The 16,938-nt window shown below is 36.2% G+C and carries 13 protein-coding genes; 2 read left to right on the plus strand and 11 right to left on the minus strand.

What is annotated here, in order from left to right; translation table 11 throughout:
- Positions 1-21 precede the first annotated feature (21 nt).
- From NHE85_RS05910 to pgk, 4 genes are all read right to left on the minus strand, one after another.
- Positions 22-468 (minus strand): GNAT family N-acetyltransferase, encoded by a 447-nt coding sequence (locus tag NHE85_RS05910; RefSeq protein ID WP_252810617.1) that lies wholly within the window; start codon positions 466-468, stop codon positions 22-24.
- On the minus strand, positions 465-1,442 hold the full coding sequence (locus NHE85_RS05915; RefSeq protein WP_252810618.1) for a DUF4837 family protein: 978 nt from the start codon (positions 1,440-1,442) through the stop codon (positions 465-467). The genes NHE85_RS05910 and NHE85_RS05915 overlap by 4 nt, the downstream gene beginning before the upstream one ends.
- 22 nt (positions 1,443-1,464) lie before the next feature.
- On the minus strand, positions 1,465-3,213 hold the full coding sequence (locus NHE85_RS05920) for a lytic transglycosylase domain-containing protein (protein WP_252810620.1): 1,749 nt from the start codon (positions 3,211-3,213) through the stop codon (positions 1,465-1,467).
- A 95-nt stretch (positions 3,214-3,308) separates the two neighbouring features.
- On the minus strand, positions 3,309-4,499 hold the full coding sequence (gene pgk / locus NHE85_RS05925; protein WP_252810622.1) for a phosphoglycerate kinase: 1,191 nt from the start codon (positions 4,497-4,499) through the stop codon (positions 3,309-3,311).
- Between the two features lie 344 nt (positions 4,500-4,843).
- Here pgk and NHE85_RS05930 point away from each other — a divergent pair, with 344 nt between their 5' ends.
- Both NHE85_RS05930 and NHE85_RS05935 read left to right on the plus strand, forming a co-directional pair.
- Entirely contained in the window at positions 4,844-5,992 is a 1,149-nt protein-coding gene (locus tag NHE85_RS05930) for an ATP-binding protein (RefSeq protein WP_252810624.1), read from the plus strand.
- A 4-nt stretch (positions 5,993-5,996) separates the two neighbouring features.
- Complete coding sequence (locus tag NHE85_RS05935; protein WP_252810626.1) at positions 5,997-6,380, plus strand: DoxX family protein; 384 nt, start codon at positions 5,997-5,999, stop codon at positions 6,378-6,380.
- Positions 6,381-6,448: 68 nt separating this feature from the next.
- On the opposite strand, the gene NHE85_RS05940 is transcribed toward NHE85_RS05935, so the two are convergent.
- From NHE85_RS05940 to NHE85_RS05970, 7 genes are all read right to left on the minus strand, one after another.
- Complete coding sequence (locus NHE85_RS05940) at positions 6,449-8,734, minus strand: helix-turn-helix domain-containing protein (RefSeq protein ID WP_252810628.1); 2,286 nt, start codon at positions 8,732-8,734, stop codon at positions 6,449-6,451.
- A gap of 105 nt (positions 8,735-8,839) precedes the next feature.
- Positions 8,840-9,427 (minus strand): OmpH family outer membrane protein, encoded by a 588-nt coding sequence (locus NHE85_RS05945; RefSeq protein ID WP_252810630.1) that lies wholly within the window; start codon positions 9,425-9,427, stop codon positions 8,840-8,842.
- Between the two features lie 240 nt (positions 9,428-9,667).
- The gene (locus NHE85_RS05950; protein ID WP_252810633.1) at positions 9,668-10,522 is read right to left on the minus strand and encodes a bifunctional 2-polyprenyl-6-hydroxyphenol methylase/3-demethylubiquinol 3-O-methyltransferase UbiG; all 855 of its coding nucleotides are present in this window, start codon (positions 10,520-10,522) and stop codon (positions 9,668-9,670) included.
- Entirely contained in the window at positions 10,522-11,046 is a 525-nt protein-coding gene (locus NHE85_RS05955; RefSeq protein WP_252810635.1) for a hypothetical protein, read from the minus strand. The genes NHE85_RS05950 and NHE85_RS05955 overlap by 1 nt, the downstream gene beginning before the upstream one ends.
- Positions 11,046-12,917, minus strand: a complete 1,872-nt coding sequence (gene mnmG / locus NHE85_RS05960; protein ID WP_252810637.1) for a tRNA uridine-5-carboxymethylaminomethyl(34) synthesis enzyme MnmG — start codon at positions 12,915-12,917, stop codon at positions 11,046-11,048. The genes NHE85_RS05955 and mnmG overlap by 1 nt, the downstream gene beginning before the upstream one ends.
- Positions 12,918-13,069: 152 nt before the next feature.
- Positions 13,070-13,489, minus strand: coding sequence for an rRNA maturation RNase YbeY (gene ybeY / locus NHE85_RS05965; RefSeq protein WP_252810647.1), 420 nt, complete (start codon positions 13,487-13,489; stop codon positions 13,070-13,072).
- Positions 13,482-16,808 carry a DUF4175 family protein gene (locus NHE85_RS05970; RefSeq protein ID WP_252810649.1) on the minus strand — a complete coding sequence of 1,109 codons (3,327 nt, stop codon included), beginning with the start codon at positions 16,806-16,808 and terminating at the stop codon, positions 13,482-13,484. The genes ybeY and NHE85_RS05970 overlap by 8 nt, the downstream gene beginning before the upstream one ends.
- Positions 16,809-16,938 lie beyond the last annotated feature (130 nt).

The raw sequence follows: 16,938 nt of genomic DNA on the forward strand, positions 1-16,938 counted from the left end.
TTTTTGCTTTTTATATTTTATCTATTGCCTGTGCATTCTTATATGCGGAATATCATCTTCAAGATACTGCTCCCCTTCCTGCACAAAACCGTGGCTTTCATAAAACTTTTTCAGGTATAGCTGTGCTGATATGGTAATACATGAAATATTATAATGTTGATGTATCGCCGCAATGGCGGTAGCCATAAGATCATGGCCCCATTTACGATCGCGGTATTTTTGGCTTACTACTACCCTGCCAATAGACGGATTGTCAAAATAATCTCCTGTATTAAACAGGCGGCAATAGGCAACTAACTCATCGTTAAACATCCCCAACACATGTAAAGCTTTCTCATCTTTGCCATCAATATCCTGATAAACGCAGTTTTGCTCCACTACAAACACCTCGCTCCGCAATTGCATAGCTTTGTATAGTTCCTGCAGAGAAAGTTCGTTAAATCGCTTTATTTTAAATTGTGGCTTCATAAGAACTTTATAGATTTGATTATAGATTCAAGTTCTATTACCAAATCTCTTTTTGGTGAAGACGGACTGTAAATAAAGCCTTCTACTACCATGTAGCAATTATGCCTGTCGTCCCGAATGGCATAGTTAAGGAAAGGTCCATTCATAAAGTCATGCTTCATTTCCCAGTTTCCACGGGTTTCAAAAGCGCGTTTATCTTTAAAGCTGGTCATGAAAAGGTAGGGCGAATAAGCTTCCTCTGTAATCATAAAAGTGTTTTCTTCCTGGCCATGAATGTATTCCTGCCCAATAGAATCACGCATTTTTATAATATTGTTTACAATAGTTTTATCGTGTTCTATAACATCATAAGGAACTTTGTAAAGCAATATGTTAGTGTTTCCGCTTGGAATATCTTTTTTAAGCCATATAAAATTGCTGTTTTGAATAGCGTAATTATAAGTAGACGGAACTTTAATAGAAATATTATACTGCTTTTTTATAAGCGTTTCATCAATTAGTCCAAGCTTAATATTCCTTTGTTGGTTCTCAGCAATTTCTGTTTGTTTTATCGTGCGGATAATTTCATCAGAATGCATATCTATAAGTTCCAGTATATCATCAATAGATTTTCCTGTTATAGTAAATACATTTTGCGGGGCACAATAATTATTTTCTACAAAGTCAAAGTTCTTTCTATCGGCTTTGTCTATAACAATAATATTCCTTCCCTTTTTAAGGGATTCGTCAAACGACTTATCATGCAGCTGATTAAGGGTAAAAATAGGTTCTTCCTGTGTAAGGCCGTCTACAGGTGCCGCAAGCCTTTTTCGCAGGCTGTCTCCTACCTCGCCATTCCAAAGTACATCGCTTATTACAATAGAAATTTCGTTTATATTGCCCTTGGAAGAATACTCATTATTATGTTTCTTCTTATTGCAGGCCACACAGCAAAGAATAAAAACAAATGCTATTGTTTGCTTTAGCCTTTTCATTAAAGTAATGATTTTAAAGAGTTTAATTTACTACAGCAACTTTAAGCTTCATGCCGGGCTGAATATTTTCTCCCTGAAGTTTATTCCAGCTTCTAAGATTTTCAACCGTTACACCAGGATGCTTTCTTGCAATACTAAACAATGAATCGCCTTTTTGTACTATATACATGCGCTCTTCTTCATAGTTTACCTGCTTGCTTCTTTTAGTAGTTTCTTTAACTGCTATAGCTGTTTTAGTCTCTTTAGCACATTCCGTAACATCAATATCATCTGCAGCATCGTTATCAGCTACATCTTCATCATCTGTGGAAGCAACAGCGGTTTTTGCACTTGTATTTACTGTAGTTTTAGTAGTTGCTTTTTCTTTGGTTTGGGTTTCTTTAGCAGCAATAGCTTCCTGTGTAACAGGTGTATTTATAACTGTTGACTGATAAATTTTCAGTTTATGCCCTGCAATGATATTGTTGCCTCTTATTTTGTTCCATTTTCTAAGGTCTGTGATGCTGACGTTATATCTTTCAGCAATTTCACTCAGGTTATCGCCTCTTTTAATAGTATGGAATTTGGTTGTAGTTTTTGTTCTTCCTGAAGAGGATGTTGATGAAGCAACAGCGGTTTCAGAACCGTTATCAAGAAAATATGGCTTTTCTCTTTTGCCCGCCTCATAATCTATATAAGCATAAACCGCTTTTTCATTAGAAGTAAACAAGCCTATTTTTTCTTTAGGAAGTCTTAGGTAATGTGCTTTTTCAGTTGTGTAAGGAATAACATCCAGCTTATAAATAGGGTTAAGCAGCTGTAACTGAGATACAGGAACATCTAATACCTGAGCAATCTGTTTAAAAGACATTTGGCGTTTTACCATTACCGTATCTGTTTCAAAGTACGATATAGGTGCTTTATTGGCTTTTATACCGTGGTCATTAGCATATTCATAAATATACATTGTGGCAAGAAAAGTAGGTACATAAGCCTGGGTTTCTCTTGGAAGATTTCTACGGATATTCCAGTAATTGCTGTAACTTCCTGAACGGCGGATAGCCTTAGTAACATTACCCGGGCCAGCATTGTATGATGCAAGAACAAGATCCCAGTCACCAAACATATTATAAAGGCTGGACAGGTACTGGCATGCAGCTTCTGTTGCTTTAATAGGGTCACTTCTTTCGTCAACATAGCTGTTTACCTCAAGATTATATTGCTTACCTGTAGGATACATAAACTGCCAAAGTCCTGTTGCCCCTACCCTTGATTTAGCTCTTGGATTTAGTGCAGACTCTATTACTGCAAGATATTTAATTTCTAAAGGCACATTGTATTTTGCAAGGTGCTCTTCAAACATTGGGAAATAATATTCTGAGATAGCCATTAAACGCTCATAAGATCTTGGCCTGTTTTTAAGGTACGATTTTATGATATTTTCAAGGCCTTTGCTGTATTCTATATGAAATGGTGATTTAGCATCAAGCTTAGCTAGTCTTTCTTTTAAAAGTTCTGTAGAAAGGCTATAGTCAACATCTTCATCAGGATTGATCTTCATAAGATCCTCCTGCATATCATTAAACAAATCCTCGTTAGTAAGTTCTTTTATCCATAAGCTGTCTATACAGGCCAGATCATTGTGGCGTATAAAAGTAGATTTTATAGAGTCCAAGAACGAAACTTTAGCAATTGGTGCAACCGGGGAAATGTCGGTTAGGGCACTCTCCTGGGCAAATGCTGCCAGAGAGAAAAGTGCGAAAACGAATGACAATGTTTTCTTTTTATTCATTTAATTTACTTTTTTTAATCAGTTAAATTACAATGCTTTACAAAGTAACAAAGTATGATAACTTTAAAATTGAATTTCTATTGCAAATTTTAACACTAGGCCTCAAGTATTGCAGCAATACCCGGTAGTGTTCTGCCTTCCAGCATTTCCAGCATGGCACCGCCACCTGTAGAAACGTAACTCATTTTCGGCTCAAGGCCAAATTGTTTAACGGCAGCTACAGAGTCTCCCCCGCCTACAAGCGAGAAAGCACCATTTTCGGTAGCTTCAGCTATAAAATTACCAAGGGCTATAGTTCCTTTGGCAAAGTTTTCCATTTCAAATACGCCAAGCGGGCCATTCCAAAGAATGGTTTTAGACTCAAGAATAACTTTTTTAAAGTTCTCTAATGATTTTGGCCCTGCGTCAAGCCCCTGCCATCCGTCCGGAATTGCAGTTACATCTACAACCTGTGTTTTAGCATCATTGCTAAAACTGTCGGCAGCAATAACATCTACCGGCAGGTGTACCTGTACATTCTTTTCTTTAGCCTTTGCCAAAATTTCAAGGGCAAGATCCTGCTTATCATCTTCGCAGATAGAGTTTCCTATTTTTCCGCCCTGTGCTTTGATAAAGGTAAATGTCATACCACCACCAATAATCAGGTGGTCAACCTTATCAAGTATATTTTCTATAACTGTAATTTTAGACGAAACTTTAGATCCGCCCAAAACAGCCGTTACAGGTTTTTCGCTGTTTTTTAAGACTTTGTTAAGACTTTCTATTTCTTTAGCAAGAAGTAAGCCAAAGGTTTTATTTTCAGGAAAATAATTTGCTATAATAGTTGTAGAAGCATGTGCACGGTGTGCAGTACCAAAGGCATCGTTTACATAAACATCGCCCAGATTGGCCAGTTTTTTTGCAAACTCAGCATCTCCTGCTTCTTCTTCTTTATGAAAACGAAGATTCTCAAGAAGCAGCACTTCGCCCGGTTTCAGGTTTTTTGCTGCCTGGTCTGCTTCAGCACCAATACAGTCTGAAACAAACTTTACATTAACACCCAGTATTTTAGATGTAGTATCTACAATATGCTTAAGTGAATACTTTTCTTCAGCACCTTTTGGCCTGCCTAAATGCGACATTAAAATAACGCTCCCGCCGTCTTTTAAAATTTTATCGATAGTTGGTTTAGCAGCTTCAATTCGCGTAGTATCGGTAACTTTAAAATTCTCATCAAGAGGTACGTTAAAATCTACACGGATAACAGCTTTTTTATCGGCAAAATTAATATCAGCAAGAGTTTTCATTAATGTGGTTTTAGTTTTTAGAATTCTGTAGAAAGGCAAATATAATCGTTTCTGTTAATAAAAAGCCAAGACATTGTTCAAAAATATTTTTAACATATAATTAACTATTTGTTTGTCAGCATTTTATATTGATGTTAAATTTAAAATTAACACACAAAACGGGAGTTTTATGTAATTAAAAGCATTTGATATATTACCACGAAAACGTAGTAGTATTTTTTATGTAACACGATTTATCTTATAGAAGCAAATTATAATTAAGCAAAGACAGCTATAAATGTACCACATTTTATGAATAGCATTTGCTTAATTTCTTATCCTGAATTTTCTGCTATATTTGTCCTATGCTTTTCTCAGAAATTTTAGGACAGGATCATATTAAAAACCATCTTACCACGAGTGCCTCTTCGTCGCGCATTCCGCATGCACAGCTTTTTATAGGCCCCGAAGGTTCAGGTACTTTGCCAATGGCTATTGCTTATGCGCAATACATTCTTTGCGCTAACACTGATGGAGAAAATGGTAATGGCAACGATGCCTGTAACCTTAAATTCAAAAACCTGTCGCACCCTGATCTGCATTTTGTTTTTCCGGTAGCTTCAAACAGCGAAGTAAAAAGCCACCCTGTAAGCGCCAACTTTTTAAAATCATGGCGCGAGTTTGTTAACCAGACTCCATACGGCAGCCTTTTTGACTGGTATAAAAAAATTGACATTCAGAATAAACAGGGACAGATTGGTGTAGATGAAGCCTACGAAATTGTAAAATCGCTTTCGCTAAAAGCTTATGAAGGCGGATATAAGGTTATGATAATCTGGATGGCTGACCGCATGAATATTGCTACTGCCAACAAACTGCTTAAACTGCTGGAAGAGCCGCCAGAAAAAACGGTTTTTATACTGATTGCCGAAAGCGAAGATGATATTTTACAAACCATACTTTCACGCTGCCAGGTGCTTAACTTTGGCCCTTTAGGTGAAAAAGCTATTGTAGATGCCCTTGTTTCACGTGAAAATCTTGATGAAAAAAGTGCACTGAAATTAGCGCATCAGGCTCAGGGAAATTATAATAAGGCACTGCATTTATTACATAAATCAGATGATGGGTTTCCGTTTGAAGAATGGTTTGTAATGTGGGTTCGTGCTGCTTTCAGGGCTAAAGGCAATGCTTCTGCCATACAGGATCTTATTGCCTGGAGCGAACAAATAGCTTCTATTGGCCGCGAAGCCCAAAAGCAGTTCTTAAATTTTTGTATTGATATGTTCCGTCAGGCCTTATTGCTTAACTACAATGCTAAAGACCTTGTTTTTATGGAACCAACAGTAGATAAGTTTAAACTTGAAAACTTTGCACCTTTTGTAAACGGCAATAATATTAACGACATTTTTAAAGAACTTAGCGATGCGCTTTATCATATTGAGCGTAACGGTAATGCCAAAATTATTTTAACCGATCTGTCTATAAAACTCACACGTTTAATCCATAAAAAATAAAACTATGTACACGCATACCGCAATTATTATCACATTAGCATTTCTTGCTATAACATTTATTCAGTCCGGCTACGATAAAATTGCCGACTGGAAAGGAAATGTAGGATGGTTGAAAGGACATTTTGCTCAAACACCTATTAAAAATATGGTGCCATTTTCGCTTTTTTTAGTGCTTATAATTGAAATTGCTGCCGGAGCATCATCTGTTATTGGTGCCATAGAAATTTTAGTAAATGGCGGTACCGAATTTGCTTTCTGGGCAGCCGTATTATCATGCATAGCATTATTAATGTTACTATTAGGTCAGCGAATGGCAAAAGAGTATGATGGTGCAAGAACAATAGTAATCTATTTTATTCCGACCGTTTTATTGCTTACTTGGCTGTAATATAACTTAGTAGGAAAATATATATCATATAAAAAAAGCGAACCGGAAATTGGTTCGCTTTTTTATGATCAGTCGTTTTGCAGGCTGGCCCTGAAAAGCCTTAGTTCACCCCAGGTAAATTCGTCACCAAGCTTTTCTTTTAATCCGCCCAATGCTTCACCCTCAAAGTCTTTAAAAGCTTCTGTAAGTGCAATTATCCTGTCTTGCGGCAATACATCTTCAACCCTAACCTTTCCGGCCTGTATAAGGCCCGCAAAATGGCTCATTATAGTAGTTTCGGTAAGTTTTCTTGTGCGGGCTATGTCTGCTATAGATAATTTTTTCTGCCACAGTTCATGCGTTTCTTCCAGTGTAGTCTTTTTTGGCTCTGCCGATTTTTTCTTTTTTGGTGCATAACGCTCTATAGTAAAATCATCGTCCTGCTCTTCAAGCAGCGTACTTGGATTTTGTCTTAGCAATGCGCGAAATGCTTCAATTTTTTTAGACTTATACGATTGAATTTCAGGCGAAATCAAATGCTCCCTGCTTATGGGTTTTCCTTCATTAACAATCTCCATAAGCAGTTTAGATTTCATAAGCCTTATAACTGCTGCTGTCTGCATTTCTTCCATTTCAGCAAGTTCTTCATAAAAACTTTTCGCTTTTCTAATGCGTTTTACCTCTTCCATTTTTTCCAGAAGTCCTGAAGCCAGACGATCCATTGCCGGGAAAAAATAATTATAAGCTGCTGTTACTCTTTCTGCTACAAAAACCATATCAATATCAGGCTGCCTAAAAAGCCGGTCAAGTTGTGCAATAAATTTTTTTGAAGCATCCAGCAAGCCATGAATATTATTTTCCTGCCTATTAGCCCATTCCCTGTATTTTGCTTTTAAAGCTTTATCGCCTTCCTGCAAATAGCTCATTTTGTGCCTTTGCCATTCGGTAGCTAAATCTGCCCATTCAAAGCTGTTTTTAAGAAAGTTAGCAATAAATCGTTCTGTTTCCTGCTTTAAAGAATTTTCCAATTCGCCTTCTTCTGCTCTGCCTGACGAGTAACCTATAACATCGGCATCGCTTGAAATACCATTCATACGTATCGGAGATAGCAAAATAAGCCCTTCTAATGAACGCAAACGTGAAAGGGCAACATATGCCTGTCCGGGCATAAAAACCTGCGATACATCAAGCACAGCTTTGTCAAAAGTAAGTCCCTGGCTCTTGTGTACCGTTATAGCCCATGCCAGTTTTAGGGGATAATGCACAAAAGTTCCTAAAACATCTTCTTTTATCTCTTTGGTAACGTCGTCAACATAATAGCGCACATTTTGCCATTCGTACTTGGTTGCCTCTATTGTTTCGTCTTCTTCAGGAAAATATACAAGTATCTCTTCATCTGATAATGATTTAATTACGCCGATTTTTCCATTAAAATATTTCTTCTCGGGCGAAAGGTCGTTTTTAATAAACATTACTTGTGCCCCTACCTTTAATTTAAGTTCCTGTTCAACCGGGTATATCTTATCCGGAAAATCACCTACAATTTCCGGATGGTAGGTAAACTGCTTTTCGTCAAGCTCTTCCAATGAAGTAGCATTCATGGCATCCGCCTTCGCATTATGGGTAGTAAGCGTTATATAGCCGGTATGTTTGGTAGAGTCAAAATCAGGCTGAACAAAAGTGTTTAAAACTTTAAGATCTTTTTCTGTTATTACATTGTTCCTCAAATTGTTAAGTACATCTATAAATACCGAATCCGTTTGCCTGTAAATTTTATCCAGCTCAATATATAATGGCGGGTCCTGGTGTACTACATGAGAATGAAAAAAGAATTTACCCCTGTAATAATTTCGCAATACCTCCCATTCTTCATTTTTTACTACCGGTGGCAGTTGCAGCAAATCGCCAATGTATAGAACCTGCACACCTCCAAACGGAAGATTTTTCTTACGTACACTTCTAAGCATAAAATCCATAGCATCCAGAAGATCAGCTCGAAGCATACTCACTTCATCTATAACCAAAAGTTCAAGATTGTTGATAACCGACTGCTTATCGGCACGCATACGGAAATGGCGGCGAAGTGTATCTTTAGTTTCAAACTTCACAAAATCAGAGAATTGAGGTGGCTGATTATGATCTGGTATAAACCCTGAAAAGGGCAATTGAAACATAGAATGTATAGTAACACCTCCTGCATTTAGCGCAGCTATGCCTGTTGGGGCTACAACCACAACATTTTTATGCGTTGTACGGATTATTTCCCTCAGCAAAGTAGTCTTCCCTGTACCCGCCTTACCGGTAAGGAAAACAGACCTATTTGTCTGGTTTATAAAGCGTAATGCATAAGAAGCTGCTGTAGAGAGATTTTCCATGAGGCGTATAAATTGAAGTGCCGAAAATTACGGATTTTTGAACACAATAATGTGCAAAAAAAATGCTTCCGCAAGGGAAGCATTATATATTTAAAAGTAAAAAAATTATTTCTTTTCTTCTTTTGCAGGCTCTTCATTTACTGTTTCAGTAGTTTTAGCTGAACCTTTATACTTGTCATTCAGTTCTTTAGTTATTTTATCTGTAATATTATATCCTTCTTTAGCATACATAATGCTTACTACATCGCCAGAACCATAAATGTAATCATATCCGTTTTTCTTACCGTAATCAGTAACAAACTTCTTGATCTTACTAATAAGTGTATCCTGTTTTGGACCAAATTCTTCTTCAAGCTGTTTAAGCATAGCTTCTTGAGTCATTTGCAGTTTCTGCCCTCTTTCCTGTAATTCCTGCTGTCTTAATTGCGCCCACTGCATACCCTTTGCTTTAGCTTCTTCAGGAAAACTCGCTCTGTCAAGATCAAACTGATGTGCTTTTGCCTGTAATTCCTGTGCCATCACTTCTCTTTTAGTTTTGTTTTGCGATTCAAGTTCTTTATACTCGTCAAGATCCTGAACAATTTTATTTGTATCTACATAAGCTGTCTTGAGGCCTGCTGCATTAGAGCCAGCTTCTTTATTGCATGAAATTACCGCAAGGGCAAAACCGATTATCAAAAGTGATTTTTTCATTTCCTGATTTTAGAATTATTTTTTAAAAATTTTCGTAAAAGTAATAATTAGTTGTTAAGTACCAAAAAAAGTGATTTTTTGAAAAAAAATTAATGTATAAATAAGATTTATTAAGGACAATATAACGTATAGAATTTTTCAATTAAAGTCGGCTTAAAATAAAGCCTCCTGCTGAGTTTTTAGAAATCTTTGGTATAAATCCTTATTTAAGCTTAAAAAAATTTAATTTGAAGCTTTTATTTAATTTTTGGCATGTTTTAATATATAAATATGTGAAGAATACTCTGAATTCCGTGCTGCTTTTAAATTTGAACGTAATCCGGTTAAAAAACCTTTTACAAAACTCATTTTGCCAGTTTTATATTTTTCAGATAACAGGCTAACATAAAAACTGTCAAATTTCATAGGCATAATTTTTATAAGCTCCATCTGCTTTTTTTCAAAAAGCATTTTTATAGCTGTTTTAGAAAAATGCCACAAATGTCTTGGCACATCATATGCTGCCCAATGCTTTCCATAATATTGCGCATCGTAAGATTTAAAGTTAGGCACAGCAATAATTATTACACCATCGGGTTTAACAATTCTTTTAAGCTCGGTAATTTGGGCTTCTACATCCGGCACATGTTCCAGTACATGCCACATGGTTATAACATCAACAGACTGATCCTGCATTTCAGAAAGTGCTTGTACAAAATCAACACCTTTAGATTGCGCTATAGCTTTTGCTTTAGCACTTGGCTCTAATCCAACTGTTTTCCAGTCATTTTTTGCTGCAATAACCAAAAAATCACCCGTTCCGGCTCCAATATCAAGAATTTTACCTTTCTTCGGCTGAAATTGTTGTATTAAATTGATTTTATCTCTTAGTGCCTTTTGCTTTACCGTATGATAGAGCTTTTCAAATATGGAGCGTTTACCATCGGTATGCGAAATATAATCATCACTTTCATAATAGCTGCCCAGTTTTTCGGGAGCTGGCTGAGGATGTGTTTTAAGCAATTGTAGCTGCTCATCAAGCAAAAGCTGAAATTCTTCACCCGATACAGAATAATCTTTAACCGTAAGGTAAACATTGTTTTTAGAAAAGTCCATTAATAATTATTGTATTCGAATTTTAAATCTTTAAGATATTTGATTACCAGGTTTTGATAAAGTGACTCAGCAGATAAACAATCATTGTTATATTCATCAATAACAGAAATGCCAAGAAAATTCCCCGACGACCCTATTCTGTTAACTTCAGTTTCAACATTGCTTACCATGTATTGTGAAAGGTCGAAATATTTTACTAATTCATCATAACTATAAAAAAACACTGTAAATTGATGTCCTTCTAATGAAATATTATAAGTTACTTCTTCCGAGTTACCCAATTTATATTTATTCATTAAAAATTGCTGAAAAGGCTCTTTTCTCTGATTATTTTCAAAAAAGAAGCAAATAAGGCCTTCATCATGGCCTAAAATCTCTTTTCCATTTTCTAACAACAAATAATCGTCAATTTCAACAGTATGCCTTGGTGTTATACAGCTTGTAAACAAAATGGCTATAAAAAACACAAAAAACCCTTTTATAAAAAGGGTTTTAAAAAATCGTTCCACGTGAAACATTGCCATTATCGCCCCATATGTATTAATAGCACAGAAACATCACTCGGAGATACTCCACTTATACGCGAAGCCTGAGAAATTGTTACCGGCCTGATTTTTTTCATTTTTTCGCGCGCTTCATACGAAAGCGACTTTATTTTATCATAATCAAAGTTAGCAGGAATTTTTACATCTTCTAACCTGTTAAGTTTATCAGCGTTATTCTTTTCCTTTTCTATATATCCGGAATATTTTACCTGAATTTCTGCCTGCTCTACTACTTCTCTATCAAGATCATGTTCGTTAATATAATCTTTCACTTTTTCAAACCTTACAATATCTTCAAGGTCTATTTGAGGCCTTGAAAATATTTTAAACATTTTATCCGGCTGAGAAATTGGCGCTGATCCTTTTTCTTCAAGAATTGGATTAGCTTCAGCAACTGTCACGCTTGTCTCTTTAAAGAAATTTACAAAAGCTTCACTTTTGTCTCTTTTCTGTTCCATCCTTCTCAAACGGTCTTCTTTTGCTAAACCTATTTCATAAGATAACGGTGTAAGCCTGAAATCAGCATTATCCTGACGAAGCAACGTTCTGTATTCAGCTCTTGAGGTAAACATTCTATAAGGTTCTTCTGTACCTTTAGTAATTAGATCATCAATAAGCACTCCTATATACGCTTCATTACGTTTTAAAATAAACGGATCTTTATCATGCACTTTAAGGTGCGCATTAATGCCAGCCATTAACCCTTGCGAAGCAGCTTCTTCATAACCTGTAGTTCCGTTTATTTGTCCTGCAAAATATAATCCTTCTACCAACTTAGTTTCAAGCGTATGCTTTAACTGTGTTGGCGGGAAATAATCATATTCTATAGCATAACCCGGACGGAAGAATTTCACGTTTTCAAAACCTGCTACACTACGCAATGCTTTAAACTGAACATCCTCCGGAAGGGAGGTTGAAAATCCATTTACATATACTTCTACAGTATCCCACCCCTCAGGCTCAACAAAAAGCTGATGGCGGTCTTTATCTGCAAAACGGTTAATCTTATCTTCAATAGATGGACAGTAACGTGGCCCAAGGCTTTTAATGCGTCCGTTAAACATTGGCGAACGATCAAAACCTTCACGAAGCAGATCATGAACCAACTCTGAAGTGTAAGTCATATAACAAGAACGCTGATGTTTCAGCGACTGGGTAACATCCATATATGAAAACTTATCAGGGTTAACATCACCGGGCTGTTCCAACATTTTTGAATAGTCTAAAGACCGTCCGTCAACACGTGGCGGTGTTCCCGTTTTCATTCTTCCCGAAGAAAAACCAGCACGAACTAAATCTTCCGTTATACCATATGCAGCACCTTCTCCTGCCCTTCCTCCACCAAATTGTTTTTCGCCAATATGAATTAATCCATTCAAAAATGTACCATTGGTAAGTACAACAGACTTCGCTTTAATTTCTAAACCAAGAGACGTTCTTATCCCTTTTATTTTACCATCTTCAATAATAACACCCGACACCATTTCCTGATAAAAATCCAGATTAGGTGTACGCTCAAGCATCAATCTCCATTCTTCAGCAAAACGCATACGGTCACTCTGTACACGTGGACTCCACATTGCAGGCCCTTTTGACTTATTAAGCATCTTGAACTGTATAGCTGTCTTGTCAGACACTATTCCTGAATACCCTCCAAGCGCATCAATTTCACGCACAATCTGTCCTTTTGCGATACCTCCCATTGCAGGATTACATGACATTTGCGCAATGTTTTGCAAGCTCATTGTAACGAGCAGTGTTTTCGAACCCATATTAGCGGCAGCCGCCGCAGCTTCAGAACCTGCATGCCCGGCACCCACTACAATCACATCATATACCTCGTTAAACATTTTATTATCTCCTTTGTTCCACGTGGAACTTTAAAAATTTGCTTTATAAAATTTTTTTGCCAAGCATTACGTTCCACGTGGAACCCAATTAATTTGACAATTTTCCTTAAACGTTCCACGTGGAACGTTTTAAAATATATAGATGTTTAGCTCTATTGTTCCACGTGGAACAGGGCTGTTTTTTCATCCTCTTTATATCTCATAATAGCTGAGTCTGCTTCAGTTTTATCTTTATAACCACAGTAGTGTAAAATACCGTGTGCCATAACCCTTTTAAGTTCATCTTCAAAAGGCACGTTAAAATCTACAGCATTATCTTTAACTCTTTCTATAGAAATAAAGATATCACCACTTAAAAGATTACCCATTGTATAATCAAAACTGATAATGTCAGTAAGCGTATCATGATCTAGAAATTCTTCATTCATTTTTAAAAGATACTCATCATCACAAAAAATGTAATTGATCTCACCTTCTGTTTTATCTTCAGATTCTATAACGCGGCTAATCCACTCTTCATGTTTAGCTTCATCCTGAAGTACAAATTGGGTTTCGTAATTAAAACTAATCATCTTTTCTAAAATAGGTTTGCACCTTTTGATTAAAATATGGGCGCAAAGGTAAGCTTTGTCTGTTTAATATTTCTACGCTATTTAAATAATCTTTCAATGCCTCAGGAATACGGTTAGCGTTGTTGTTGTATTCTTTAGTATTGGTTTGAGATTGCCTTTTATTCTCTTCACCCTGCTGGCGTATGGCTTTATCAAGTTTTAATAATTCATGTTTTAAATTCTGCATTTTTTGCATTGCATCCCCCTTAAAACCTTTATTAAGCAATTGCTTTTCTATCTCCTTCATCTGGCGCATTGCATTCTGGCCATTACCGCCCATACCCTGCTTTTCCAACTCTTTTTGTAAAGCTTCACGTAGTTGCTGCTGTTCCTTATAAATTTCAAATAGCTCACCCGCATCACCTTCTTTATCTCCGTCGTCACCTTCTCCTTCTCCTTTATTCAGCCCCTTTTGATTACCTCCGGGTTGTGGTTCGCCTTCTTTTCCTTCACCTTTTTTACCACTTTTTCCTTCTTTTCCTTCTTTCATTTTCTGGGCAAGCTGCTCCTGCTTTTGTATAATATCAGGCAATTGCATTTCACCTTTGCCGGTCCTGCCCGGTTTAGGGCTTCCTGTACCTGAACCCATCATTTCCATCTGCATATTGTTTAATGCATCACTTAAAAAATCTGCCAGTTTATTGGCCGATGTTATAGCATATTGCTGGTTGGACACACCACGGGGAACAATATTGTCTGCAAGATCTGTAATGGCTTTATCAATATAATAATGCACATTACCAACCTCTGCAGTTATCTCTTCAGTTATTTTAGGATTACGCAAAGACATAGCAAAAATACTATCATCAACATGCCTGAACTGTTGTTTAAGATCCTGCTGTTTTTTAAGGTTTTTACTAAATAAAGAAGAATGAGATGTACTTCCTTTAAACTTACCCATTACATCTTCCTGAGAAAATGAATATGCTAAAAGATTATCCAGAATCTGGCGCAGCATTTTAACATCTTCTTCCATTTGCTCCATATCGCCGCTCATCATCATTTCCATCATCTTACCTCCCATTTCTTTCATCTTTTTACCGGCAGATTTTTGTCTTGGCTTAGCGTTTTGTTTACTGTCTTTATTTTGTTTTTTTAATTCATCAGATGCTTTCTGCATATCATCTTCAACACTCTTTTCCTCATTCTTATCCGCAGGAATATCCATTGGTTTTTTAAGTTCTTCATTTTCCTTTTCCAGTTCGCGAAGCTCTTCCTGTATCTTATCAAATTCCTTTTGTATCTCATCCTGCTTTTCAGCAGAATTCTTTTCGCTTTCAGAAAGCTTCTCTTGTTTATCACCAAGGTCATTTAATTTATCCGCAATTTGCTCAGCCTTCTTTTCTACATAAAAACGCTTAGTAAGCTCAACAAGCTGTTCTAAATTCTTAGCCTGATTTTTACTGTTTTTCTTTAGCTGATCTACTTTATCAAACAGTTCTTCTTTCTCTAATTTATCGGCAAGTTTTCTGAGTTCTTCAAGAAGCTTCTGATTTTTTTCAGCTTCTTTTTCATTCTTTTCTAAACGTTTTTTAAGTTCTTCTTTAAACTCATCTTTCTTTTCCGGATTAAATTTATCAAGATTCTCCTCTAATTTTTTAGAGAATTCTTTCATCATTTCGTCCTGTTGCTTTTGACGATTAATGAAATCCTGAATCTTTTTCTGGTCTTTAAAATCAAGGTTGTCTTTCTCCTTACCCATCTTTTGCAGCTTATCAAGTTCACTTAATTGCTTATCCTGATTCTTAATTGATTTTTCAAGACTATTAATATTGCTGTTTTGTTCCTGCAATGCTTCCTGACGTTTTTCATCATCCGTTAGTTCTCTATGAGAAAATACAGACGATTTTGAACTCTTATAATTATGTACAGCATCATTATCAAAAACTTCAAAATAATACTCGTAATTAATACCTTCTTTTACGGACAGCCCATCAGGGAAAGTATAATAGAATCTATCATAAACTTCTCTCTTCACAGGTAATGTTCCACGTTTGGCAACTTCAGGATTATCCTGTGGATAGTAAACAATCTGAAGTTTAGTTAAACCATAATCGTCTGACAGCTGACCCAAAACAATATCCCTCTCAAGCTTTAAACTGTCCGGAGCTGCTGCAACATTGATGGTAGGATACTGATCTTTTACAGTTGTAAGCTGATATTGCAGTTTTTCGTGATGTTTTACCTTATTATTTGAAGTAAATATCTGATATTCTGTATTATGTAATATATTTTTAGATAATGAAAAGGAATCTTCATCATTTGTAAACGTATAGGTCTGTCCTTCACCAACCCACTCAATAGCAGTAGTTGCAAGAGCATCAACTTTCCAGGTCACTTTTGTTCCTTCAGGTACTACAGCATTACCAGTACCACTAATAGTCTCCGGCTTTTTACCAAGATATGTTGGAAAATTTAATACCATTTCAAAATTGGCAATAGCAGGTACGGCTACAACATTTAGTTCATAAGGCTGCGAGATTACGTTATTTGCAGAAAGGTTAAATTCAATATTTTTTGCGGGCTTTTCAAACCGGTATTGAAAAACTCCCGGCTTAACATTTTCAAGATAATAGTTTTCACTGCCAATTGTTATCATGGCATTTTCAGGAACTACAGAACCTGCCGTTTTAACTTCCAGAATAAAATCAGTATCCTGCTGCGCAGTTAAAGAATTGTTGATTATTACAAATTCAAAAGGTGCAGGTGGTGCATAATGCTTGCTGTAATGCACTACCCTATCTAAACTTTGTGTAAATACAGAAGTATTACCGCTCATCATAAAAAATAAAATCAGCAGGACCGGTATAGCTGCATACGGAATGTATTTAATATTCTTTTTAAAATTAACAGCATTTGTAAATGGTATAGGCTGAAGGTTGTTTGCCTTCTGCTCTATAGATGCAACTAATAATTCTGACCGATCGTCTTGTGATGATAACTGAAGAAAATTTGTAAGCTTGTCATTTATCTCAGCGAAATGCGTTCCGATTATATCAGAAGCCTGGCGATAATCTATACCCTTTTGCAGTTTGAACAATTTAAATACCGGAAACAGAATAAACCTGAACAACAGGAAAATCTCTACCGCAATAAAAAGCCAGAACAAAGTAATTCTTCCTGCTGATGGCAGCCAAAGAAAATACTCTACCAACAGCGTGAATATAAAATACAGCAGTCCCAGCCCAATAAAAAATAATGTTCCACGTAAAAGTTCGTTGGTATAATACTTTTTTATAAAGGCTTCCAGCTTGGAATAAATAACATTTTTTGCTTCCAAAATATATAGAATTGTTAATAACCGATAAAAATACAAATTCCCGCGAACTAATAAACGTTAAAAATCCATTTATATAGTGGGTTATCAGTATATATAGCATCTTGTTGTTAATAACTTAGCGTCAGGTTAA

This window comes from Flavobacterium sp. NRK1 (assembly GCF_024054175.1).
Taxonomy (GTDB): domain Bacteria; phylum Bacteroidota; class Bacteroidia; order Flavobacteriales; family Flavobacteriaceae; genus Flavobacterium.